Source organism: Serratia sp. CY83965 (assembly GCF_052166375.1).
Lineage (GTDB): Bacteria > Pseudomonadota > Gammaproteobacteria > Enterobacterales > Enterobacteriaceae > Serratia > Serratia marcescens.
In genome coordinates this window covers 75,046-98,348 of the sequence record NZ_JBJNOV010000020.1, presented here as the reverse complement: position 1 = coordinate 98,348, position 23,303 = coordinate 75,046, and the positions used below count along the sequence as shown (strand labels likewise).

Sequence of the window (23,303 nt, the reverse complement as noted above, 5' to 3'; positions counted from 1 at the left end):
GATACCGCATTTTCGGCGACGAGAACGACAAGATGAACCTCAACGTCCAGCAGGCCGGGGGCAGCGTGCTGGTCGTTTCGCAGTTCACCCTGGCGGCGGACACCCAGAAGGGCATGCGGCCCAGCTTCTCGCGCGGCGCCGCGCCTTTGGTCGCCGATCGGTTGTATCAATATTTTGTTGGCCAATGCCGCGAACGCGGCGTAGAGACCCAGACCGGCGAGTTCGCCGCCGACATGCAGGTGGCGCTGGTCAACGATGGTCCGGTGACATTCTGGCTACAGGTCTAAGCATTCGGAGAACAGGCGTCTATGTATCACCTACGAGTACCCGTAACAGAGCAAGAACTGAAGGAATATTACCAGTTTCGCTGGGAAATGCTGCGCAAGCCGCTGCACCAGCCGGTGGGTTCGGAAAAGGATGCCTATGACGCCATGGCCCATCACCAAATGGTGGTGGACGAGGCCGGTAAAATCGTCGCCATCGGGCGGCTGTACATCAATGCCGACAACGAGGCGGCGATCCGTTTTCTGGCGGTAGACCCGACGTTGCAGGATAAAGGGCTCGGGACGCTGGTAGCGATAACGCTGGAGTCCGTCGCGCGGCAGGAAGGCGTGAAGCGGGTAGTGTGCAGCGCCCGTGAAGACGCGGTGGATTTCTTCGCCAAGCTGGGGTTCGTCAATCAGGGCGAGATCACCGCGCCGCAGACCACCCCGATCCGTCACTTCTTGATGATTAAACCGGTGGCGACGCTGGACGATATCCTGCATCGCCCCGACTGGTGCGGCCAATTGCAGCAGGCCTGGTATGAACATATCCCGCTGAGCGAAAAGATGGGCGTGCGCATCAGCCAATACACCGGCCAGCGCTTCGTCACCACCATGCCGGAGATCGGCAACCAGAATCCGCACCATACGCTGTTTGCCGGCAGCCTGTTCTCACTGGCGACGCTGACCGCTTGGGGGCTGATTTGGCTGCTGTTGCGTGAGCGCCATCTCGGCGGCACCATCATTCTGGCGGACGCGCACATTCGCTACAGCAAACCGATCACCGGCAGGCCGCGGGCGGTGGCGGATCTCGGTTCGCTGAGCGGTGATTTGGCGCGTCTGGCGCGCGGCCGCCGCGCGCGCGTGCACGCCGAAGTGCATCTGTTCGGCGATGAGGATAAGGGCGCGGTGTTCGAAGGCACTTACATGGTGCTGCCGGCCGAGCCGGATGTGCCGCTGGATCAGGGCGGCTCTGAAGCGCTGGAGGAGTAAGGCGGCGGCCCTGCCTGAGGGCGGGCCGCGCAGTGCATTACGGCAGCTGTTGGTTCACCGTCTGGCCGTCGCCGGCGGTGGCTTGCAGAGTCCCCTTCAATGAAGCTTTGAACGGCCCGTCGCTGTTCAGCAGCCCTTTCAACTGCAGCTCAAGGTTGCCGTCGCCCGTCAGCGGCACCGGCTGCCATCCCCATTGCTGCAAGGTATTGAGCGGTACCGAGCGGCCGTGCAGCATCAGCTGGAACGGCTTGCCCGGCAACTGATCGACGGTCGCTTTGGCCTCAAGCAACCCATTAGGCATGAAGGCGCTGAGTTCGGTGACGGCGATCTGGCCGGCGTCGGCGTTCAGCGCCAGCGAAGGGCGCCGCACGTCGATCTTGTTGAAGGTCGCCTCGCTGCCGTTCAGGTTCAGCGAACCGGACCATATGCCCCACTGGTGGTCGCGCGCCAGCAGCAGGTTGCTGCCATAACCGTCCAGCGCGGTGATCTGGAACGGGAACGCCGGGTTGATGTCGATGATCAGATTGCGGTTGGTGGTCAGCTTGGTGACGTACACCTCGGCCAGCCAGTCCGGCAGCGGTTTCAGCCACAGCTCGCGCCAGTCGATAGGCAGGGTGTACTCCAGCGCCGCCATGGCCACTTCATCCAGCTGCAGGCGTTTGCCGGCGCGCAGCCAATTGCCGGAGGTGCGCAGCAGCCCGCCTTCCCAACGGGTGGTGAACTGCTGAATGGCGATGCCGGCGGAGGAGAGGCGCAGGGTGGCGATCGGGTCGATCAGGTGGAAACCGCCGTTGATCACATCACTGGCATTGACGTTGAGCGAGCCGTCTTCGCTGCGCCAGTCGCCTTTTTCGATGCTGACGTTTTGCAGCGACAGATCGAGATCGTTAAACGCCCACGCCTTGCCTTCCAGGCGCGCGTCGATCAGATCGAAACGCTTGAGGGTGACCGGCGGCAGGGCGGTAAAGCGCCGCATGAATTCCGCCAACGTCATCGGTGTCTGCAGGCGCACGCCGCTCAGCCGCAGGCGATCCACCTGCCAACTGCCGTCGGCGGCGCGGCTGGCTACGCCGGTCAGGTCGCCCTGCGCCAGATCGGCGCCGAAATTGTTCAACAGCAGCTGACCCTGCTTTTGCTCCCCCTGCACCAACACCTTCGAAGCGGGGATGCCGTTCAGCGTCATCGAACCGGCGCTGAACTGGAACTGATTGTTGTCCCCCAGCAGATGGCCGGCCAGCGGGCGCCACGGCGTGATGCCGGCATTGACCTGCTGCGCGTTGAGCTGCCACGCGTTATCGTTGGATTGCAGCGCCATATTGCTCAGTTGCAGCACGTCGGCCTGTACAGGCAGCGCCGCAGTCTGCGGCTGCACGTTCAGCGTGCCGTCACGCAGCGTGACGCTGTGGAAATAGCGCGGTTCGGTGATTTGGCGCAGGCTGAGGCCGAGATCGACGCGTTTGGCGGCCAGCGCCTGCGGCTGGCCGCTGCGCGCCAGCTGCACGTCTTCCAGACCGATCTGGTCCGGTTGGCGCCACGAATGGGTGATTTTTCCTATCGACAGGCGGTATTCGCTGTTGTCGCTGATCCAGGCGCTCAGGCGGCCTGCCGCCCAGCGGGTTTGCCCGACCAGGTACAGCAGCACCATCGCCAGCACGATCAGCAGCAGCAACGTCAGCAACAGCTTTCCGATAAATTTCATCGTCTACATCCGCATCGGTCAAAAAAGATACCCTGTTTATGCCGCAATTGGCTGGGCATCTCAAGGGCAATGGTCTGATAGACAATAAAAAACGGCCGCAAGCGGCCGTTTGAACGCCAATGGGCGGGTTACTTTTTCTCGTGTTCCTGCGGGAACACCAGGTTCAGCACGATGGCGGTAATGCCGCCGGCGGCGATGCCGGAAGAGAGCAGGGTTTTCAGCCAGTCCGGCGCGAACTGCAGGATCAGCGGCTGCTGGGAGACGCCCATGCCGACGGCCAGCGACAGCGCCATGATCATGATGGCGCGGCGGTTCAGGCGCTCGCGCGACACGATGCGCACGCCGGAGGCGGCGATGGTGCCGAACATCACGATGGTCGCGCCGCCCAGTACCGGCTCGGGGATGTGCTGCACGAAGCCGGCCACCGCCGGGAACAGCCCCAGCGCGATCAGCATCAGCGCCACCACGAAGCCGACATAGCGGCTGGCGACGCCGGTCAGCTGGATCACGCCGTTGTTCTGGCCGAAGCAGGAGTTGGGGAAGGTGTTGAACACCGCCGACAGCATCGAGTTCAGGCCGTTGGCCAGTACGCCGCCCTTCAGGCGCTTCATGTACAGCGGCCCGCTGACAGGCTGTTCGGAGACGTCGGAAGTGGCGGTGATGTCGCCGATGGTTTCCAGCGAGGTGACCATAAAGATCAGCATCAGCGGCAGCAGCAGGTTCCAGTCGAAGCCCAGACCGTAATAGAGCGGCGTGGGGATGGTGATCGCCGCCGTTGGAGCTGCCGGTGCGTCGGCGGGCAGCATGTCCATCGCCCAGGCCAATAGATAGCCGACCGCCATGGCGATCACCAGCGAAGCGACGCGCAGGTAAGGGTTGCGCTGGCGGTTCAGCAGGATGATGACCGCCAGCACCGCGCCGGCCAGCAGCAGGTTTTTCGGTGAGCCGAAGCTGTGATCGTTCATCGCGGCATAACCGCCGCCGATCGAGGTCAGACCGACCTGAATCAGCGACAGGCCAATGATCATCACCACGATGCCGGAAACCAGCGGGGTGATGATGCGGCGCGCCAGATGCAGCACGCGCGACAGTAAAATTTCGGTGCAAGAAGCGACCATCAGGGTGCCGAACAGCGCGGCCATCATGGTCGGCACGTCGGCGCCGCCGTTTTTCAGCGCCAGACCGCCCATGATCAGCGGCGAAACGAAATTGAAGCTGGTGCCCTGAATCGACAACAGCCCGGAACCCACCGGTCCCCAGGTTTTGATTTGCAGAATGGAAGCCAGACCGGAGGCGAACAGCGACATGCTGATGATGTGCTGGGTATCCTGTGCCGGCAGGCCCAGCGCCTGGCAGATCAGCAGAGCCGGTGTGATCACCGCGACGAACATCGCCAGCAGATGCTGACCGGCGGCAAACAGCGTTTGCGGCAGCGGCGGGCGATCTTCCAGGCGATAAATCAGTTCACTGGCGCGGGGTTCTGAGGCGGCTTGGCGCGCGGCATCAAGCTCGGAGGATGACATGCTCATGGTGTGGCGTTTCCAGATACGGCAAAGCAGGCATTTTAATGCCCCGCCCCGCAAAAGCAAACGGTTGCGCGCAAATATTATGTTGCCGACTTTCCCGTTTATGTCGCATTTTCATTCATTTTTTCTTGTCATCTCAGCGTTTTTTACTTCTAATCCTGCACTCATCAAGTTTAAAAACTAAGTGGTTTTCTATAACTTATTATTTTTATTTGGATCTTTTCCCTTACATGGAGTACCTGGATGTTTCATCTTGATACTTATGGCACGTTAGTCGCGGCGACGCTGGTTTTGCTTCTCGGAGGCAAGTGCGTCAGAAGCATTCCCCTGCTGCGAAAATATACCATTCCCGCTCCCGTCGCCGGCGGTTTGCTGGTGGCCCTCCTGCTGTTAGCCCTGAAAAAGTTCGCCAACTGGGAAATCAGCTTTGACATGTCGCTGAAGGATCCGCTGATGCTGGCCTTCTTCGCCACCATCGGCCTGAACGCCAACCTGGCGCGGTTGCGCGCCGGCGGCAAGGCGCTGATGGTATTCCTGTTCGTGGTGCTGGGGCTGCTGCTGGTGCAGAACGCCATCGGCATCGGCATGGCGAAAATGCTGGGGTTGGATCCACTGATGGGTCTGATCGCCGGGTCGATCACCCTGTCGGGCGGCCACGGCACCGGGGCGGCCTGGAGCAAGCTGTTCATCGAGCGCTACGGCTTTGAAAACGCGACGGAAGTCGCCATGGCCTGCGCCACCTTCGGCCTGGTGCTGGGCGGCCTGATCGGCGGCCCGGTGGCGCGCTATCTGGTCAAACACTCCTCTACGCCGGAAGGCACCCCGGAAGACAGCGTGCAGCCGAGCGGTTTCGAGAAGCCGGAAAGCGGCCGCCTGATCACCTCGCTGGTGATGATCGAAACCATCGCCATGATCGCCATCTGTCTGAGCCTGGGGCAGCTGATTGCCGGCCTGCTGAACGGTACGGTGTTTGAGCTGCCTAACTTCGTTTGCGTGCTGTTCGTCGGGGTGATCCTCAGCAACACCCTGGCCTTCACCGGTTTCTATACCGTGTTCGAACGTGCGGTATCGGTGCTGGGTAATGTCAGCCTGTCGCTGTTCCTGGCGATGGCGTTGATGAGCCTGCGCCTGTGGGAGCTGGCTTCGCTGGCGTTGCCGATGCTGGCGATCCTGGCGGTGCAGACGCTGGTGATGGCGCTGTACGCGATCTTTGTTACTTACCGGGTGATGGGCAAGAACTACGACGCGGCGGTGCTGGCCGCCGGCCACTGCGGCTTCGGCATGGGCGCCACGCCGACGGCGATCGCCAACATGCAGGCGATCACCGATCGCTTCGGCCCGTCGCATCTGGCGTTTCTGGTGGTGCCGATGGTGGGAGCGTTCTTTATCGATATCGCCAACGCCATCGTCATCAAGCTGTATCTGCTGCTGCCGGTGTTCCCGGCGGTGGGGTGATATCGCGAGTCATCACGAAAAGGGCGCCGCAGGCGCCCTTTTTTATGCGTTGGAGTAGCGCGCCTTCTCCGGCAGCCAGCGTTCGATCAGCGCCTGGGCGTGTTCCGGATAGTGCTGATGGAGATGGCGAGCGACGCGCTGCACTTCGGGGATCATCGCCTGGTCGCGCAGCAGATCCGCCACCTTGAATTCGGCGCTGCCGGTCTGGCGGGTGCCCAGCAGCTCGCCCGGGCCGCGGATCTCCAGATCGCGCTGCGCGATGACGAAACCGTCGTTGCTGTCGCGCAGCACTTGCAGGCGCGTTTGCGCGGTTTTGCTCAGCGGCGTTTTGTACAGCAATACGCAGTGTGAGGCCACGGCGCCGCGTCCAACGCGGCCGCGCAGCTGGTGCAGCTGCGCCAGGCCCAGCCGTTCCGGGTTTTCGATGATCATCAGGCTGGCGTTCGGCACGTCGACGCCGACTTCGATCACCGTGGTGGCGACCAACAGCTGCAGTTCGCCCTGTTTAAACGCCTGCATCACCGCCTGCTTTTCCTGCGCTTTCATGCGGCCGTGCACCAGCGCTACCTTCAGCTCCGGCAGCGCGGTTTTCAATTCTTCCCAAGTGGCTTCCGCCGCCTGCGCTTCCAGCAGCTCGGACTCTTCGATCAGCGTGCACACCCAGTAAGCCTGTCGCCCCTCTTCCAGACAGGCGCTTTTCACCCGCTGAATGATGTCGGCGCGGCGGGTATCGGGAATGGCGACGGTGGTCACCGGCGTACGGCCCGGCGGCAGCTCGTCGATGACCGAGGTATCGAGATCGGCGTAGGCGGTCATTGCCAGCGTGCGCGGGATCGGCGTGGCGGTCATGATCAGCTGATGGGCGTGGAAGCCTTGCTCTTCGCCTTTCTCCCACAGCGCCAGCCGCTGATGCACCCCGAAGCGGTGCTGCTCATCGATGATCACCAGCGCCAGGCCGTTGAACTGCACCTGCTCCTGGAAGATGGCGTGGGTGCCGACCACCATCGACACCTGGCCGCTGGCGATGGCTTCCTGCTGTGCAATGCGCGCCTTGCCTTTCTGCTTGCCGGCCAGCCAGCCGACTTCCAACCCCAGCGGTTCGAACCACTGGCGGAAGTTGTTGGCATGCTGTTCGGCCAGCAGCTCGGTCGGCGCCATCAGCGCCACCTGCTTGCCGTGCGCGATGGCGCGAAGCGCCGCCAGCGCCGCCACCAGCGTTTTGCCGGAGCCAACGTCGCCCTGCACCAGCCGCATCATCGGGAAGTCTTTTTGCATATCGGCTTCGATGTCGGCCACCACGCGCGTTTGCGCGCCGGTCGGCGAGAACGGCAACTGGGCGAGAAAACGGTTTTTCAGCCGATCGTCCGGCAGCAGCGGCTGCGCCTGATAGCTCTGCGCGCCGGCGCGCACCGCCAGCATGCTGAGGTTATGCGCCAGCAGCTCTTCGAGGATCAGACGCTTTTGCGCCGGGTGTTTACCCAGCTCCAGATCCGCCAGCTGGATGTCCGGCGGCGGGCGGTGCAGGGTGTGCAGCGCCTGCGGCAGGCTCATCAGGCCGCCGCTCAGCTCCGGCGGCAGCAACTCGGCGATGGCGCAGGTATCCAGCAGCGCCAGCGCCTGGTCGGTCAGCTTGCGCAGCGTGGCCTGCCGCACCCCTTCGGTGGTGGGGTAAACCGGCGTCAGCGACTCCTGCAGCTCAACCTCGCTGGTTTCGCCCTGAATACGGTATTCCGGATGGATGATCTCCGCGCCGTGGTTGCCGCGTTTGATCTCGCCGTAGGCGGTCACGCGGCGGCCGGTGGCCAGGCTGTTCTTCATTGCGGCGTTGAAGTTGAAGAACCGCATGGTGAGGATGCCGGTGCCGTCGCTGATCTGGCAGGTCAGCATGCGGCGGCGGCCGAAGCTGATGTCGCTGCGCAGCACTTCCCCTTCTACCGTGGCGTAGATGCCCGGCAGCAGATCGTTGATCGGGTAGAGGCGGGTGCGGTCTTCGTAGCGCAGCGGCAGGTGCAGCAGCAGATCCTGAATGGTGTCGAGGCCAAGCTTGGCCAGTTTGCCCGCCTGGCTGGCGCCAACCCCGGAAAGCGTGGTGAGTGGGACAGCATCCAGCAGGTGGCCTTTCATTTGCGCACCGTCGCCTGCATGGCCGCCCACCATTCGGCGCTGGCGACCACCTGGCCCTGTTCGTCGATCTGCGGACGCGGCAGCCCCTTGCGCTTGGCCACGTTGGCCAGCACCGGATAGCCGCCTTCGAACAGCAGACGCTGCTGCTCTTCTTCGTCCAACATGCTGTTGTCGCGGCGGTACAGGCCGGCGTTTTGCCGCTGGCGCTGCGCCTCATACAGGATCAGCGCCGAAGCCACGGAGACGTTGAGCGATTGCACCATGCCGATCATCGGAATGACGATGTCTTGATCGGCCAGCGCCAGCGCTTCTTCGGTGATGCCGGTTTTTTCCTGGCCGAGCAGCACGCAGGTTGGCCGGGTGTAGTCCACCTCGCGGAAATCGACCGCGCGCGCAGACAGGTTGGTGGCCAGAATTTGCATGCCCTGCGCTTTCAGGTGACCGACCGCGTCGCCGATAGTGGGATGGGTTTTAACGCTGACCCAGCTGTTGCTGCCGGCGGCGGAGGAAACCAGGGTGCGCATGCGGGTGGTGGGCCACACGGCGTGGACCTGATGCACGCCGACGGCGTCGGCGGTGCGGATAATGGCGGAGACGTTATGCGGCTTGTGCACCTGCTCCAGGCAGACCGTCAGATCCGGCTGCCGGGTCGCAAGCATTTCACAAATCCGCGCATAGCGTTCAGGACTCATAAGCGCTAGTTTCGGTTGCGGTTAACTTTGATCACATCCGGCATGATACGGATTTTACGCATAATGTTTGCCAAATGGATGCGATCGCGGGTGGTCAAGCGGATAAAGGCGCTATAAACCCGACCGTCTTTCTCTTCGGTGTTCAGGCTCTGAATATTGGACTCGGCCGCGTTGATCGCCGCCGTCAGGTTGGCCAGCGCGCCCTGGTGGTTAAACATATCCACCTTGATCTCGGCGATGAACTCCTGCTCGGTCTCTTTATCCCACTCGACCGCCATGAACTTCTCAGGCTCTTTCTGATAGCCGCGAATATTGCGGCAAGATTCATGGTGGATCACCAGCCCTTTGCCCGGACTGACGTGAGCGATAATCGGGTCGCCCGGAATCGGACGGCAGCACTTGGCGAAGGTGATCAACACGCCGTCGGCGCCCTTGATGGCCAGGTTGCGCACGCCGGAGGTGGTGCCCAGGCTGGACTGATCGCCCTGCAGGTTCTTCGCCACCACCACGCTCATGGCGTTGCCCAGGCCGATTTCCGCCAGCAGATCGTCCAGCGTCGCCAGCTTCATGCGGTCCAGCTCGTGCTGAATGTTTTCCTGCGGAATTTCGGCCAGCTTGCGGCTGCCGCCCAGCGCATGGTTGAGCAGACGGCGGCCGAGGCCGACAGAGTCGTCGCGCTTGAGGTTCTTCAGCATCTGGCGAATTTTGGCGCGCGCTTTCGAGCTGACCACGAAGTTCAACCAGGCGGCGTTGGGCCGCGCGCCCGGCGCGGTGATGATCTCGACGGTCTGGCCGCTGGTCAGCGACTGCGACAGCGGGTACGGCTGACGATCGACGCGCGCGCCGACGCAGGCATGGCCGATATCGGTATGCACCGCATAGGCGAAGTCGACCGGCGTGGCGCCGGCGGGCAGCTCGACGATGCGGCCTTCCGGGGTGAAAACGTAAATCTCATCCGGGAACAGATCGGATTTGACGCTCTCGATAAATTCAAACGAACTGCCGGCGCTTTGCTGCAGCTCCAGCAGGCTTTGCATCCAGCGTTGGGCGCGGATCTGCGCCGTGGTGCCGGTTTCGCCCTGTTCTCTTTCCTTGTAAGCCCAGTGCGCGGCCACCCCCATCTCAGCCATCTGGTCCATGTCTTCGGTGCGGATCTGCACTTCGACCGGCACGCCGTGCGGGCCGATCAGCGAGGTATGCAGCGATTGATAGCCGTTGGCCTTGGGAATGGCGATGTAATCTTTCACCCGCCCCGGGCGCGGTTTATACAGGCTGTGCACCTGGCCGAGCACGCGGTAGCAGGTATCGACCTCTTTGACGATCACCCGGAACGCGTAGATATCCATGATGGAATGGAAACGCTGTTCTTTCAGGTGCATCTTGAGGTAGATGGAGTAGAGGTGTTTTTCCCTTCCGCTGACGCGGCAGGCGATGCCGGCCTCGGTCAGCCGCCCTTCGATCTCGGAGAGGATTTTTTGAATCATCTCTTTGCGATTGCCGCGCGCGGCTTTCACCACTTCCTTGATCACGCGATAGCGGTTTGGGTACAGCGCCTCGAAGCCCAGCTCTTCCAGCTCGGTTTTCAGGTGATGAATACCCAGACGGTGGGCGAGGGGGCTGTAGATTTCCAGGGTTTCACGCGCGATGCGCCGGCGTTTGTCGGGGCGCAGCGAACCGAGGGTGCGCATGTTGTGCGTACGGTCGGCCAGCTTGATCAGCACGACGCGGATATCCTGCACCATCGCCATGATCATCTTGCGGAAGTTTTCCGCCTGCGCTTCTTTCTTGTCCTGGAACTTCAGTTTGTCGAGCTTGGAGACGCCCTCAACCAGTTCGGCGACGCTCTTGCCGAACAGCTGTTCCATATCTTGATAGGTGGCCGGGGTGTCTTCGATGACGTCGTGCAACAACGCCGCCATCAGCGTCTCGTGGTCGAGACGCATTTCCGCCAGGATGCAGGCCACGGCGACCGGGTGAGTAATGTAGGGCTCACCGCTGGAGCGTGTCTGGCCCTCGTGCGCGTCGCGCGCGACGAGGTATGCCTGTTTGAGGCGCTTAATCTGCTCCTCGGGCAGGTAACGTTGAATCAGCAGATTCAGGCTTTCAAACAGGTACAAGGCGGACTCGCTGTCTAATTAACGACGACCTTCAGCAATCGCGGTAACCGCTTGAATCTCTGCGGCTTCCTGCTCTTGCTGCTCCTGGCGCTCACGCACGTCGAGGATCTGGCTGGTGATCAGGCCTTCTTCGATTTCGCGCAGGGCGATAACGGTGTACTTGTCGTTCTCTTCCGGAACCAGTGCATCTTTGCCGCCGGTCTGGATCTGACGCGCCCGACGAGCAGCGACCAACACCAGGTCAAAACGGTTACCAATTTTCTCTACAGCGTCTTGAACAGTTACGCGTGCCATATTTGTGCTACTCCACAGGTGACGAAAAGACTGGGCATGATACTGAAACTGCCTTCAGTCTGCCAATAGTTTGCTGATTAAAGCGTCATGCCGCAGCAACTGGCGGCCCAAACGCAGGCGTTCGGCGCGAATGATGGTCTTCAGATCGGACAGCGCCAGATCGAAGTCATCGTTCACGATCAGGTAATCGTACTCCGCGTAATGCGTCATTTCCGCCACGGCCTGAGCCATGCGTTTGGCGATCACCTCTTCGGAGTCCTGCCCGCGCCCGCGCAGGCGACGGCCCAGTTCCTCCTTCGACGGCGGCAGAATGAAGATGCTGCGCGCCTGCGGCATTTTGGCGCGGATTTGCTGCGCGCCCTGCCAGTCGATATCCAGAAACACATCCACGCCGGTCGACAAGACTTGTTCGATGGCGGCGCGCGAGGTGCCGTAATAGTTGCCGAACACTTCGGCGTGCTCAAGAAACGCATCCTGCTCGATCATCCGGCGGAATTCGTCTTTCGAGACGAAGAAATAGTGCTCGCCGTGATTTTCACCCGGGCGGCTGTCGCGCGTGGTGTGCGAAACCGAAACCTGCGTGTCGTACAGCGGTTGCGTCTTTAACAAAGCCTGAATCAGACTTGATTTACCTGCGCCACTGGGAGCAGAGACAATATAAAGCGTGCCTTGAGCCATGATGATGTTCGTTGATAACGGTTGATATGCCAAAAACAGCGGATGTGTATTTTCTCCGCACAGTATACACGGCTAACGCGCCGGGTGCAGCGTTAGCTCGCATTTTGCCCGCGGCTTTGCGTGGAAAAAGCGTCGAATGAGCGAATATGCGCGCTGAAGAGCGACATTTTTGCAGTTTTGGCCTCGGCGGCGGCGCGTTGCCGCCCCGAGATCAGTGATCCGGATGCTGGTAGTTGAACACCGGCAGGCCGAGGCGGAAGCGCAGGGCGATCAGACGCGCGCTCAGGCCGGCGACCAGCGTGAGGATCACCACCAGATTGTGCGGCAGGCTGAGGTGCTGCAGGCCGATATACAGCCAGGCGGCGCTGAAGGAGATGCCGGCGTAGATCTCTTTCTGGAAAACCAGCGGGATGCGGTTGCAGAACATATCGCGCAGCACCCCGCCGAAGACGCCGGTGATCACTGCGGCGATGGCGGCGATAATCGCGCTGTGCCCCATATCCAGCGCCACCTGGGCGCCGATGATCGAGAAAACGATCAGTCCGACGGCGTCGAGCACCAGGAACAGGCGGCGCAGATGGCGCATCAGGGGAGCCACCCAGGTGGTGACGATCGCCGCTATCGCGACGATGACGATGTATTCCGGGTGTTTGACCCAGCCCAATGGAAAATGCCCGAGCAACATATCGCGCACCGACCCGCCGCCGATTGCGGTGACAGAGGCGATGATGATCACGCCGAACATGTCCATTTGGCGGCGGCCGGCCGCCAGCGCGCCGGTCATGGCTTCGGCGGTGATGCCGATGATATAAAGGATGCTCAGTAACATAAGGGGTTCACAGCGTACTTGCGTCAGAATGATGGCCGGCAGGGTAATCGCCGCCGAGGACGCGCGCCACTGAGTTTTTTTCACCGATGGCGTTTCGGATTAATATAGCTAATCCAAACTCCGTTTTTACTGCCGATAACCAGCCTTTTTTAACATCTGGCTGTTAATGAAAGCATTAGAAATTTCGCGCTAATTTCCATCGCTGACTATGATTTTTGCAGCGAATTCTTCAACCGAAAAATCGAGATTGCAGATGAAAAACTCCCCGAGACTGGCCGCCGGCGCCGTGGTGGCCGCCCTGCTGCTGAGCGGCTGCGTGGCGCCAGGCCACCAGGCAACGTCACCCGCCCCGGTTTGCCGCACCGGTGATCCGCTGGTGCAAACAACGCTCTACTTCGGCCTGAACCGCCCTGCGGGGCCGGCGATCACCGCCGCCGAGTGGCAAACCTTCGTCGATAGCCAGGTGACGCCGCGCTTTAAAGACGGGCTGACGGTGTTTGATGCCAAAGGCCAGTGGCTGGGCCACGACGGCAAACTGGCGCGCGAGAACAGCAAGGCGCTGCTGTTGATCCATGCGCCGGGCAAAGAGAGCGAGGCGAATATCGAGGCGCTGCGCAGCGGCTATAAGCAGCAGTTTGCGCAGGATTCGGTAATGCGGGTGGATGCGCCGGTGTGCGTGGCGTTTTAAAGCGAACTCCCGGCCCTGTGGCCGGGAGTGGGGATTACAGCACCAGGCCGGCGATGGCCGCCGACAACAGGCTCACCAGCGTCGAGCCGTAAACCAGCTTCAGGCCAAAACGGGAAACCACGTTGCCTTGCTGCTCGTTCAGCCCCTTGATGGCGCCGGCGACGATGCCGATGGAGGCGAAGTTGGCGAACGACACCAGGAACACCGACAGAATGCCCAACCCGCGCGGCGACAGCTCCGCCGCGATCTTCTTCAGCTCAATCATCGCCACGAATTCGTTGGCCACCAGTTTGGTCGCCATGATGCTGCCCGCCTTCAGGGCCTCCTCCGCCGGGATGCCGATCAGCCAGGCCAGCGGATAGAACACGTAGCCGAGGATTTGCTGGAAGCTGATGCCGAGCACTGCCGAGAACAGCGCATTGACGGCGGAGATCAGCGCGATAAAGCCGATCAGCATCGCCGCGATGATCATCGCAATTTTGAAGCCGGCCAGAATGTACTCGCCCAACATTTCGAAGAAGCTCTGATCTTCGTGCAGCTTGTTCAGCTTCAGCTCCGGCTCGTCTTCGACCTGATACGGGTTGATGATCGACAGGATGATGAAGGTGCTGAACATATTAAGGATCAACGCCGCTACCACGTACTGCGCGTCGATCATCGACATGTAGGCGCCGACGATGGAGAGCGATACCGTCGACATGGCGGTCGCGGCCATGGTGTACATGCGGCGCGGCGAGATGTCGCCGATGATGCCCTTGTAGGCGATGAAGTTCTCCGACTGCCCCAGCACCAGCGTGCTGACGGCGTTGAACGATTCCAGCTTGCCCATGCCGTTGACCTTGGACAGCAGGGTGCCCACCAGACGGATGATCAGCGGCAGGATGCGGAAATGCTGCAAAATGCCGATCAGGGCGGAAATAAAGATGATAGGGCACAAAACGCCGAGGAAGATAAACGCCAGGCCATCTTTGCTCATGCCGCCGAACACGAACTCCGACCCTTGGGCGGCGTAGGCGAGCAGGGTGTCGAAGAAGCCGGCGACGTGCTTGATCACGCTGAGCCCGCTGGCGGAGTGCAGGAAGAAATAGGCCAGCGCGCCTTCGATCACCAACAGCTGGATGATATAGCGCAGGCGGATTTTCTTGCGATTATTGCTGACCAGCAGCGCTAGGGCGACGATCACCACCAGGGCCATAATAAATTGCAGAATTTGTGGCATAAACGGTCCGTACGGTTCACGGGCAGGAAAAAAACACATTTAGCCACAGCATCGCCGTCCTTTCATTACCTTGCGTGATAATTAGAACAAAATACTTATGGCATGCGGGATATCTTGCCGATTGTCATCCGCACGCGCTGCTCGGCAGTTTTTCATAAGCCCCCGACGTTCCTTAGTGGGCTGTCTTCCATGATGCCTGCCGGCTCGCAGCCTGATGCAACCACCGTCCCGCACGTTCAGGCGCCTGGAATCTGGCTCGCAATGGGCGATTTTTCCCGGCGCAAAGCGTGGTTTTCTCGGCTAAGGCGGAGAAACATGTTTGGGCAAGGCGCCGCGACCGGCGCGCATTTTATCGAACAAGGAGGCGAACGATGAATACCGGTATGTTGCTCAGGGCGCTGGCCAACGGCGTTAATCCCGACACCGGCGAGCTGTTGAAACCGGCTTCAGCGGCCTGCGCGCCGGAGGCTATCCGGCTGCTGTTCGCATTGGCCAGCGAGTTCGACGGCGAATCCGAACTGCAGAAAAAAGCCAGGTTGACGCCGGAGGAGAAGCGGCAGATGAATCTGGCCGAGGGCCGGCCGGCCAATGCCTGCTTCCCCTGGTCGGAAGAAGAAAAACTGCGGCTGCGTGAGAGCCATGCGGCTGGGGCGACGCTGGAAGCGCTGAGTGATGAGTTTGAGCGCTCAACCTGGAGCATTGCGGTGCAGCTGCAGAAAATGGGGCTGATGGAGGAAGAGCAGGCGGCCGCCTATCGCTGATCTGCAGCCATAAAAAAGCCCGCTTGGCGCGGGCTTGATGGCGTGCGGAGCGGGATCACTCGATGTTCTGGATCTGCTCGCGCATCTGCTCGATCAACACCTTCAGCTCGATGGCGGAGGCGGTGACGTCGGCATTGATCGACTTGGAGGCCAGGGTGTTCGATTCGCGGTTGAATTCCTGCATCATAAAGTCGAGGCGGCGGCCGACGGCTTCTTTCTTCTTCAGGATGTTGTGCGTCTCTTTCACGTGCGCTTCCAGGCGGTCCAGCTCTTCGGCGACGTCGATGCGCTGCGCCATCAGCACCAGCTCTTGCTCCAGGCGGGTGTTTTCCAGCTGCACCTGCGCCTCTTCCAGCTTGCTGACCAGGCGCTCGCGCTGCCATTGCAGGATGTTCGGCATCTGGGCGCGCACTTTGACCACTTCGGCGCTGACGCCGTCGAGGCGCTGTTCGATCAGCGTTTTCAGCGCGGCGCCTTCGCTTTCGCGTGCGACGATAAAGTCATCCAGCGCGCCGTCTAGCGCCTGCATCAGCTCGGCGCTGATGGCGTCCAGATCCTGCTCCTGCGCGGACATCACGCCCGGCCAGCGCAGCACGTCGATCGGGTTGATTTCCCCTTCGTCGCTCTGCATTTTCACCCAGTTGGCGGCTTCGACCAGCTGTTTGGCCAGTTTTTCGTTCAGGATCAGCGAGCTTTGCGCGCTTGGATCCAGTTCGAAACGCAGGTTGCATTCGACTTTGCCGCGGGTCAGGCGGCCACGGATACGTTCACGGATCACCGGCTCCAGGCTGCGGAATTGTTCCGGCAGGCGGATGTAGGTTTCTAAGTAGCGCTGGTTAACGGAACGCAGCTCCCAGGCTGCGCTGCCCCATTCACCCTTGATTTCACGCCGGGCGTAGGCGGTCATGCTGCGGATCATTGATGCGTACCCGTAATAGGAAAAGATGAGGCGATTATAGCGTCGCGGCTGCGGGCAGGATAGGCATTACGTCACGAAGCCCGTATAATGCGCAGCCAATAGTTGATTTGAAGCCGGAGAGAGCCCATGCGTCCTGCAGGCAGAGCACCACAGCAAGTTCGCCCCTTGACACTGACCCGTCACTATACCAAACACGCTGAAGGTTCAGTGCTGGTTGAGTTTGGCGATACCAAAGTCTTGTGCACCGCCACGGTAGAAGAGGGCGTTCCGCGCTTCCTGAAAGGCCAGGGGCAAGGTTGGATCACCGCCGAGTACGGCATGCTGCCGCGCTCCACCCACAGCCGCAACGCCCGTGAAGCCGCCAAAGGCAAACAGGGTGGCCGCACGCTGGAGATCCAGCGCCTGATCGCTCGCTCGCTGCGCGCCGCGGTGGATCTGAAAAAGCTCGGTGAATTCACCATCACCCTCGACTGCGACGTACTGCAGGCCGACGGCGGCACCCGCACCGCTTCCATCTCCGGCGCCTGCGTGGCGCTGGCCGACGCGCTGAACACGCTGGTGGCCAACGGCAAGCTGAAAGCCAATCCGATGAAGGGCATGGTGGCGGCGGTTTCCGTCGGCATCGTCAATGGCGAAGCGCTGTGCGATCTGGAGTATGTGGAAGATTCCGCGGCGGAAACTGACATGAACGTAGTGATGATGGAAGACGGCCGCATGATTGAAGTGCAGGGCACCGCCGAAGGCGAGCCGTTCAGCCACGATGAGCTGTTGGCGCTGTTGGCGCTGGCCCGAGGGGGCATCGAAACCATCTTCCAGGCGCAGAAAGCGGCGCTGGCGGACTGATTTTTCAAGGCGACTGAGAAGTCGCCTTTTTTATGCCCGGCGATCGGGCGGCAGTAATGACAAGACCCAAGCAGATTCAGACGAGGAGAAGCAGTAATGAAAGCCTATCAGCGCCAGTTTATCGAGTTCGCGCTTAACAAGCAGGTATTGAAATTCGGCGAGTTCACCCTGAAATCCGGCCGCACCAGCCCGTATTTCTTCAACGCCGGCCTGTTTAATACCGGGCGCGATCTTGCGCTGTTGGGGCGCTTCTACGCTGAAGCCCTGATGGATTCCGGCATCGATTTCGATCTGCTGTTTGGCCCGGCCTATAAAGGCATTCCTATCGCCACCACCACGGCGGTGGCGCTGGCGGAACACCATGAGCGCGACGTGCCTTACTGCTTTAACCGCAAGGAGGCCAAGACTCACGGCGAAGGCGGTTCGCTGGTGGGCAGCCCGCTGCAGGGGCGCGTGATGCTGGTGGACGATGTGATCACCGCCGGCACCGCGATCCGCGAGTCGATGGAAATCATCGGTGCCAGCGGCGCTTCGCTGGCGGGCGTGCTGATCTCCCTCGACCGTCAGGAACGCGGCCGCGCGGATATCTCCGCCATTCAGGAAGTGGAGCGCGACTATCACTGTAAGGTGATTTCAATCGTCACGCTGAAGGATCTGATCGCCTATCTGGAAGAGAAACCGGAGATGGCGGACCACCTGGCGGCGGTACGCGCTTACCGCGAGCAGTACGGGGTATAAATAACAACGCCGGGCATGCCCGGCGTGTTCGTTATTGCAGCTGTGCCGCCAACAGCGGCCAGCGGGCGTCGAATTCCTGTGTGGGGCGATAGCGGAATTCCGAACGCACATAGCGCGACAACATGCCTTCGCAGAAGGCCAGCAGCTGGCTGGCCAACAGCGTTTCATCGACGATAAAGCCTTTGCCTTCGCGCAATTTGCGCTCTTTCAGCACCTGACGCAGCTGCGCCTCGATGCGTTCGAACAGCTGGTTGATGCGGCCCTGCAGGCGATCCTGTTCAAACATCAGCGCGTGGCCGGTCATGATGCGCGTCAGCCCCGGGTTGCGTTCCGCGAAGCCCAGAATCAGCAGTAAAATCAGGCGCAGACGATTGAACGTCTCTTTCTCGTCCTGCAAGATCAGGTTGATGCGGGTGATCAGGCTGTCTTCGATAAACTCGATCAGACTGTCGAACATCCGTGTCTTGCTGGGGAAATGCCGGTACAGCGCAGCTTCAGAAACACCCACGTTTGCGGCGAGCTTGGCGGTGGTGATGCGTTGGCTGCCGTCGCTGGATTCCAGCATCTGGGCTAACGCCTGCAATATTTCCTCGCGCCGATTCCTTTTCGTATTTTCTTTTTCTGCCATGTCTGATTAGACCCTTGCTAAAACTTAACTGACGGAAACCCGGGCACCGGCCGCTGCAGAGCAGGCTCTGTGCGGCTTATGTGATAGCTTTTTTACGATGCTGGGGTCAGCGGCCTTAACGGCCTTTTTCCGCGCTGCCTGGTGTGCGCTGCAATTGTCGCGGTAAAACCTTGCCGCAGAGACATCCCTCTCCCCGGAAAGCAAGGTTCAGGCGACGTTTCCCTGCCGGCCCTCGTGCATTGGGTGGCGCTTAGTGGCGCCCCGAGTGGCCGAAGCCGCCTTCGCCGCGTTCGCTGCTGTCGAACTCTTCCACCAGGTTGAATTCGGCCTGCACCACCGGCACGAAGACCATCTGCGCGATGCGTTCGCCTGGCTCGATGGTGAAGTGCTTCTGGCCGCGGTTCCAAACGGACACCATCAGCTGGCCCTGATAATCGGAGTCGATCAGGCCGACCAGGTTGCCCAGCACGACGCCGTGCTTATGGCCCAGGCCGGAGCGCGGCAGGATCACCGCCGCCAGGCCGGCGTCGGCGATGTGGATCGCGAGGCCGGTAGGCAGCAGCGTGGTTTCACCCGGCGCCAGCTCTACCGCGCTATCCAGACAGGCGCGCAGGTCGAGACCGGCGGAACCCGGCGTAGCGTAGGTCGGTAGCGGGAAATCCTGACCGATGCGCGGGTCGAGGATCTTAACGTCGATTTTTTTCATCATAACGGCTGACTATCTCGTCTATTAAACGTTGGCCAAGGAGTGCCTTGTCGCTCAGCGCCAGGCGCTTTTCTCCATCCTGCCAAAAAAGGTGCAGGGCATTGGTGTCGCTGTTGAACCCGTGCTCTGCAAGCGAAACATCGTTAGCGCAAATCAAATCCAGCTTCTTACGCGCCAGTTTTTGCCGCGCGTATTCTTCCACATTCTGGGTTTCGGCGGCAAACCCCACGACAAACGGTCGATTTTTGGTCATCGCCGCCACGCCGGCGACGATATCGGGGTTTTTTACCATCTTGAGGACGATTTCATCACCCTGTTTTTTTATTTTTTCATCGGCGATCTGCTCGGGGCGGTAGTCGGCCACGGCGGCGCAGGAGATGAAAATCTGCTGCTGCGCGGCGCGCTGTTGCACCGCCTGTTCCATCTCCAGCGCGCTGGTGACGTCCACTCGGGTGACCGATGGCGGCGTCGGCAGGCTCACCGGCCCGGCGATCAGCGTCACCTGCGCGCCGCGGGCGGCGGCGGCGCGGGCGATGGCGAAACCCATTTTGCCGGAGCTGTGATTGCTGATGAAACGCACCGGATCCAGCGCTTCGCGCGTTGGGCCGGCGGTGATCATAACCTGCAAATGTTGCAGATCCTGCGGGGCGGAGAAATGACCGTTCGCCAGCTCGACGATGTCCAGCGGATCCAGCATGCGGCCCGGGCCGACGTCGCCGCAGGCCTGGCTGCCGCTGTCCGGCCCCCAGAGCAGCATGCCGCGCGCCTGCAGCGTTTGCAGGTTGGCCTGCGTGGCGGCGGCGCGATACATCTGCTGGTTCATGGCGGGGGCGGCGGCGATGGGGGCGTCGGTCGCCAGGCAGACGGTGGTCAGCAGATCGTTGGCCATGCCGGCGGCGACGCGCGCCAGCAGATCGGCGGTCGCCGGCGCCAGAATCACCAGATCCGCCCATTTGCCGAGTTCGATGTGGCCCATGGCGGCCTCGGCGGCGGGATCCAACAGATCGTCGGACACCGGGTGGCCGGAAACGGCCTGCAGCGTCAGCGGCGTAATGAACGCCTTGGCGGCGTGGGTCATCACCACGCGCACTTCTGCGCCCCTGTCGCGCAGGCGGCGCACCAGCTCTGGGCATTTGTAGGCGGCGATGCCGCCGCTGATGCCAAGCACAATATGTTTGCCGGAAAGTCCCGTCATCATCATTGTCCGATTGAAAGCCGAAAGATGCGCCATTTTAGCATATCCGCCGTTCAGGTGAGTGATTCCGCAATGGCTGCAGGGCGTTACATTGTGCTTTGCGAAACACTTCGCAATGTTATCAAACACCTGTCGAACGCGCCGGGGGCGCGTGGCATGCTGTAGCCCTTTCAGGGAGGAACACGATGAGCAACCCGACTGTGGCGTGCTGGCCGGGCGCGCTGGCGCCGCGTGAAAAGCTGTTGATGCAGGGGGCCGCGGCGCTGTCCGACGCGGAGCTGTTGGCCATTTTCTTGCGCACCGGGTTGCCCGGCGTGCACGTGATGCAGCTGGCGGAGCAGCTGCTGCGCCGGTTCGGCTCGCTTTACCACCTGATGTCGGCCGATCATCAGGCGTTTTGCAGTCAAAAAGGCCTGGGCGACGCCAGCTATACGCAGCTGCAGGCGATTGCCGAGCTGGCGCTGCGCTTCTTTTCCAGCCATTTGTCGCAGGAAAACGCCATGCTCAATCCGCGCGTCACCCAGCATTATCTGCAAAGCCTGCTGGCGCATCGCGAGCGAGAGGTCTTTTTGGTATTGTTTTTAGACAATCAGCACCGGGTTATTCGCCATCAGGAGATGTTTGCTGGTACCATCAGCAGCGTCGTCGTCTACCCGAGAGAAATTGTGCGTGAAGCGTTGAAGGCTAATGCCGCCGCGCTGATTCTCGCGCATAATCACCCTTCGGGTAAGGCTGAACCCAGTCATGCCGACCGTTTAATAACGGAACAGGTGGTGAAAGCCTGTCAGTTATTGGAGATCCGAGTGCTTGATCATTTGGTGATCGGTCGGGGTGAATGCGTCTCTTTTGCCGAGCGCGGATGGCTTTAAGCGATTTTTTCGCGATCCTTGTGGGATCTTTAGCTGTTCGGGACTTGAGCACTTACGCTTCAGAGCGTATACTACGCCACCTTTGAGAATCTTGGGTTTGGCGCAAGAGCCTATCTCAGCAGGTTTCTGACCTGATGTGTGGTTTCTACCTGATGACGAGAGTCTCCTCAGTATGAAGTTTGCTGAGATGGGCTCTAAAAGCCTGACGAGGCGGCCATACCCTATACGAAGCTCGAGCTGATTTGATTTTTGGAGAATAGACATGTCCCGAGTCTGCCAAGTTACTGGCAAGCGCCCGGTGAGCGGTAACAACCGTTCCCACGCAATGAACGCGACCAAACGCCGTTTTCTGCCTAACCTGCACTCACACCGTTTTTGGGTTGAGGCTGAGAAGCGCTTTGTAACTCTGCGTGTATCTGCTAAAGGTATGCGTGTTATCGATAAGAAGGGTATTGAGACGGTTCTGGCCGATCTGCGTGCCCGTGGTGAGAAGTATTAAGGAACTGAATCATGGCTAAAGGTGTTCGCGAGAAGATCAAGCTGGTTTCTTCTGCTGGTACTGGTCACTTCTATACCACCACGAAGAACAAGCGTACTAAGCCGGAAAAATTGGAACTGAAGAAATTCGATCCAGTTGTCCGTCAGCACGTAGTATACAAAGAAGCTAAAATTAAATAATTTTAGTGGATTAATGAAAAACCCGGCCTTGGCCGGGTTTTTTGTTTTATAAAGGGTAGAAAACGTCGGAGGGGAAGCCAGATGCCTGAATTACCGGAAGTTGAGACGAGCAGACGCGGTATAGAGCCTTATCTTGTCGGCCACAGCATTCAGTATGCGGTGGTGCGCAACGCGCGCCTGCGCTGGCCGGTTTCCGAACAGATCCTGACGCTGAGCGATCGGCCGGTGCTCAGCGTGCAGCGCCGGGCCAAATACCTGCTGATCGAGCTGGAGAACGGTTGGATTATCGTGCACCTGGGCATGTCGGGCAGCCTGCGCATGCTGCGCGAGGAAAACGAAGACGAGGCCGGCAAACACGACCACGTCGATCTGGTGATCAGCAACGGCATGATCCTGCGCTATACCGATCCGCGCCGTTTCGGCGCCTGGCTGTGGTGCGAAGACCTGGCGACCAGCAGCGTGTTGGCGCATCTGGGGCCGGAACCGCTGAGCGAAGCGTTCAACGGCGACTACCTGTATGAAAAATCACGCAATAAGCGCACGCTGATCAAACCGTGGCTGATGGATAACAAGCTGGTGGTCGGCGTCGGTAACATTTACGCCAGCGAATCGCTGTTCAGCGCCGGGATCCTGCCCGATCGTCCGGCGGGCTCGTTGAGCAAAGCCGAAGCGGAACTGCTGGCGAAGACCATCAAGGCGGTGTTGCAGCGCTCTATCGAGCAGGGTGGCACGACATTGCGCGACTTTTTGCAGTCGGACGGCAAACCGGGGTATTTCGCGCAGGAGTTGCAGGTTTACGGGCGGGCGGGAGAACCTTGCCGCGCGTGCGGCACGCCGATCGAATCCGCCAAGCACGGGCAGCGCAGCACCTTCTTTTGCCGGCGCTGCCAGCGCTGAGCATCACTCGGCGGCGAGCTTCGCCATCAGCGCTTGCGTCACCACATCAGGCAGGAAAGGCGCAATATCGCCGCCGTGACGCGCGACCTCCTTCACCAGTGAGGAGGAGATGAACGACCACTCTTCGGAAGGCATCAGGAACACGCTTTCCAGCGTCGGCATCAAATGGCGGTTCATGTTCGCCAACTGCAGTTCGTATTCAAAGTCAGACACCGCACGCAGGCCGCGCACCAGGATGTTGGCATTCTGGTGTGCGGCAAAGTGCGCCATCAGCTCGCTGAAGCCCAGTATTTCCACATTGTCCAGATGCGAGGTGACCTGCGTCGCCAACGCCACGCGCTCATCCAGGCTAAACAGCGGCTTTTTGCTTGGGCTGGCGGCGATGGCCAGAATCACGTGATCGAACATCAGCGACGCGCGCGTCACTAAATCCAGGTGGCCGTTGGTCATGGGATCGAACGTCCCGGGATAGATGGCTTTGCTGGTCATGAT

General features: G+C 60.6%; 25 protein-coding genes. 11 read left to right on the top strand and 14 right to left on the bottom strand.

The annotated features are described in order from the left end of the window. The coding region (gene dtd, locus ACJ8PL_RS24935; RefSeq protein ID WP_442531448.1) for a D-aminoacyl-tRNA deacylase at nt 1–287 on the top strand (287 nt) is incomplete at its 5' end. 21 nt (nt 288–308) lie between these two features. Beyond that, complete coding sequence (gene fabY, locus ACJ8PL_RS24930; protein ID WP_025304711.1) at nt 309–1,256, top strand: fatty acid biosynthesis protein FabY; 948 nt, start codon at nt 309–311, stop codon at nt 1,254–1,256. A gap of 37 nt (nt 1,257–1,293) precedes the next feature. Here the strand turns inward: fabY and ACJ8PL_RS24925 are convergent, their stop codons facing one another. Together ACJ8PL_RS24925 and ACJ8PL_RS24920 are read right to left on the bottom strand one after the other, a co-directional pair. Further along, nucleotides 1,294–2,955: an AsmA family protein gene (locus ACJ8PL_RS24925; protein ID WP_442531447.1), complete on the bottom strand. Its 1,662-nt coding sequence runs from the start codon at nt 2,953–2,955 to the stop codon at nt 1,294–1,296. 128 nt (nt 2,956–3,083) lie between these two features. After that, a complete protein-coding gene (locus tag ACJ8PL_RS24920; protein WP_019452186.1) occupies nt 3,084–4,484 on the bottom strand; it encodes a nucleobase:cation symporter-2 family protein in 1,401 nt (466 codons plus the stop codon). Between the two features lie 240 nt (nt 4,485–4,724). Between ACJ8PL_RS24920 and gltS the strand changes: the two genes are divergently transcribed. Beyond that, nucleotides 4,725–5,936 carry a sodium/glutamate symporter gene (gene gltS, locus ACJ8PL_RS24915; protein WP_025304708.1) on the top strand — a complete coding sequence of 404 codons (1,212 nt, stop codon included), beginning with the start codon at nt 4,725–4,727 and terminating at the stop codon, nt 5,934–5,936. Between the two features lie 42 nt (nt 5,937–5,978). Here gltS and recG read toward each other — a convergent pair whose 3' ends face one another. The 6 genes from recG to ACJ8PL_RS24885 form a co-directional block, all read right to left on the bottom strand. Next, nucleotides 5,979–8,060, bottom strand: coding sequence for an ATP-dependent DNA helicase RecG (gene recG, locus ACJ8PL_RS24910; protein WP_442531446.1), 2,082 nt, complete (start codon nt 8,058–8,060; stop codon nt 5,979–5,981). Next, nucleotides 8,057–8,752, bottom strand: a complete 696-nt coding sequence (gene trmH / locus ACJ8PL_RS24905; protein ID WP_033639122.1) for a tRNA (guanosine(18)-2'-O)-methyltransferase TrmH — start codon at nt 8,750–8,752, stop codon at nt 8,057–8,059. The genes recG and trmH overlap by 4 nt, the downstream gene beginning before the upstream one ends. A gap of 5 nt (nt 8,753–8,757) precedes the next feature. After that, nucleotides 8,758–10,869, bottom strand: coding sequence for a bifunctional GTP diphosphokinase/guanosine-3',5'-bis pyrophosphate 3'-pyrophosphohydrolase (gene spoT, locus ACJ8PL_RS24900; protein ID WP_015379445.1), 2,112 nt, complete (start codon nt 10,867–10,869; stop codon nt 8,758–8,760). Nucleotides 10,870–10,887: 18 nt separating this feature from the next. Beyond that, complete coding sequence (rpoZ, locus tag ACJ8PL_RS24895; RefSeq protein ID WP_004931221.1) at nt 10,888–11,163, bottom strand: DNA-directed RNA polymerase subunit omega; 276 nt, start codon at nt 11,161–11,163, stop codon at nt 10,888–10,890. Between the two features lie 54 nt (nt 11,164–11,217). Then, on the bottom strand, nt 11,218–11,841 hold the full coding sequence (gene gmk, locus ACJ8PL_RS24890; protein WP_033636481.1) for a guanylate kinase: 624 nt from the start codon (nt 11,839–11,841) through the stop codon (nt 11,218–11,220). Nucleotides 11,842–12,052: 211 nt separating this feature from the next. Continuing rightward, a complete protein-coding gene (locus tag ACJ8PL_RS24885) occupies nt 12,053–12,670 on the bottom strand; it encodes a trimeric intracellular cation channel family protein (protein ID WP_025304704.1) in 618 nt (205 codons plus the stop codon). Between the two features lie 253 nt (nt 12,671–12,923). Here ACJ8PL_RS24885 and ACJ8PL_RS24880 point away from each other — a divergent pair, with 253 nt between their 5' ends. Further along, entirely contained in the window at nt 12,924–13,358 is a 435-nt protein-coding gene (locus ACJ8PL_RS24880; RefSeq protein WP_049299565.1) for a DUF3574 domain-containing protein, read from the top strand. Nucleotides 13,359–13,392: 34 nt separating this feature from the next. On the opposite strand, the gene ACJ8PL_RS24875 is transcribed toward ACJ8PL_RS24880, so the two are convergent. Beyond that, nucleotides 13,393–14,577 carry a NupC/NupG family nucleoside CNT transporter gene (locus tag ACJ8PL_RS24875; protein ID WP_028128070.1) on the bottom strand — a complete coding sequence of 395 codons (1,185 nt, stop codon included), beginning with the start codon at nt 14,575–14,577 and terminating at the stop codon, nt 13,393–13,395. Nucleotides 14,578–14,948: 371 nt separating this feature from the next. On the opposite strand from ACJ8PL_RS24875, the gene ACJ8PL_RS24870 reads away from it, so the two are divergent. Then, on the top strand, nt 14,949–15,338 hold the full coding sequence (locus tag ACJ8PL_RS24870; RefSeq protein WP_016929655.1) for a hypothetical protein: 390 nt from the start codon (nt 14,949–14,951) through the stop codon (nt 15,336–15,338). A gap of 55 nt (nt 15,339–15,393) precedes the next feature. Here ACJ8PL_RS24870 and ACJ8PL_RS24865 read toward each other — a convergent pair whose 3' ends face one another. Then, nucleotides 15,394–16,257: a YicC/YloC family endoribonuclease gene (locus ACJ8PL_RS24865; protein ID WP_015379441.1), complete on the bottom strand. Its 864-nt coding sequence runs from the start codon at nt 16,255–16,257 to the stop codon at nt 15,394–15,396. A gap of 126 nt (nt 16,258–16,383) precedes the next feature. On the opposite strand from ACJ8PL_RS24865, the gene rph reads away from it, so the two are divergent. Next, nucleotides 16,384–17,100 (top strand): ribonuclease PH, encoded by a 717-nt coding sequence (gene rph / locus ACJ8PL_RS24860; protein ID WP_025160305.1) that lies wholly within the window; start codon nt 16,384–16,386, stop codon nt 17,098–17,100. A 96-nt stretch (nt 17,101–17,196) separates the two neighbouring features. Continuing rightward, nucleotides 17,197–17,838, top strand: coding sequence for an orotate phosphoribosyltransferase (gene pyrE / locus ACJ8PL_RS24855; protein ID WP_004931204.1), 642 nt, complete (start codon nt 17,197–17,199; stop codon nt 17,836–17,838). Nucleotides 17,839–17,869: 31 nt separating this feature from the next. On the opposite strand, the gene slmA is transcribed toward pyrE, so the two are convergent. From slmA to coaBC, 3 genes are all read right to left on the bottom strand, one after another. Beyond that, complete coding sequence (gene slmA, locus ACJ8PL_RS24850) at nt 17,870–18,466, bottom strand: nucleoid occlusion factor SlmA (protein ID WP_025304700.1); 597 nt, start codon at nt 18,464–18,466, stop codon at nt 17,870–17,872. A 250-nt stretch (nt 18,467–18,716) separates the two neighbouring features. Beyond that, nucleotides 18,717–19,175 (bottom strand): dUTP diphosphatase, encoded by a 459-nt coding sequence (gene dut / locus ACJ8PL_RS24845; RefSeq protein WP_016929680.1) that lies wholly within the window; start codon nt 19,173–19,175, stop codon nt 18,717–18,719. Continuing rightward, nucleotides 19,153–20,370 (bottom strand): bifunctional phosphopantothenoylcysteine decarboxylase/phosphopantothenate--cysteine ligase CoaBC, encoded by a 1,218-nt coding sequence (coaBC, locus tag ACJ8PL_RS24840; protein WP_261106812.1) that lies wholly within the window; start codon nt 20,368–20,370, stop codon nt 19,153–19,155. Before coaBC ends, dut begins: the two co-directional genes overlap by 23 nt. A gap of 182 nt (nt 20,371–20,552) precedes the next feature. On the opposite strand from coaBC, the gene radC reads away from it, so the two are divergent. The 4 genes from radC (at nt 20,553) to mutM (ending at nt 22,811) form a co-directional block, all read left to right on the top strand. Next, a complete protein-coding gene (radC, locus tag ACJ8PL_RS24835; protein ID WP_016929682.1) occupies nt 20,553–21,236 on the top strand; it encodes a RadC family protein in 684 nt (227 codons plus the stop codon). 262 nt (nt 21,237–21,498) lie between these two features. Then, entirely contained in the window at nt 21,499–21,735 is a 237-nt protein-coding gene (gene rpmB / locus ACJ8PL_RS24830; protein ID WP_004931195.1) for a 50S ribosomal protein L28, read from the top strand. An 11-nt stretch (nt 21,736–21,746) separates the two neighbouring features. Beyond that, the gene (rpmG, locus tag ACJ8PL_RS24825; protein WP_002442576.1) at nt 21,747–21,914 is read left to right on the top strand and encodes a 50S ribosomal protein L33; all 168 of its coding nucleotides are present in this window, start codon (nt 21,747–21,749) and stop codon (nt 21,912–21,914) included. 81 nt (nt 21,915–21,995) lie between these two features. Beyond that, entirely contained in the window at nt 21,996–22,811 is an 816-nt protein-coding gene (gene mutM / locus ACJ8PL_RS24820; RefSeq protein WP_028128080.1) for a bifunctional DNA-formamidopyrimidine glycosylase/DNA-(apurinic or apyrimidinic site) lyase, read from the top strand. Between the two features lie 3 nt (nt 22,812–22,814). On the opposite strand, the gene coaD is transcribed toward mutM, so the two are convergent. After that, nucleotides 22,815–23,300: a pantetheine-phosphate adenylyltransferase gene (coaD, locus tag ACJ8PL_RS24815; RefSeq protein WP_442531445.1), complete on the bottom strand. Its 486-nt coding sequence runs from the start codon at nt 23,298–23,300 to the stop codon at nt 22,815–22,817. Nucleotides 23,301–23,303 lie beyond the last annotated feature (3 nt).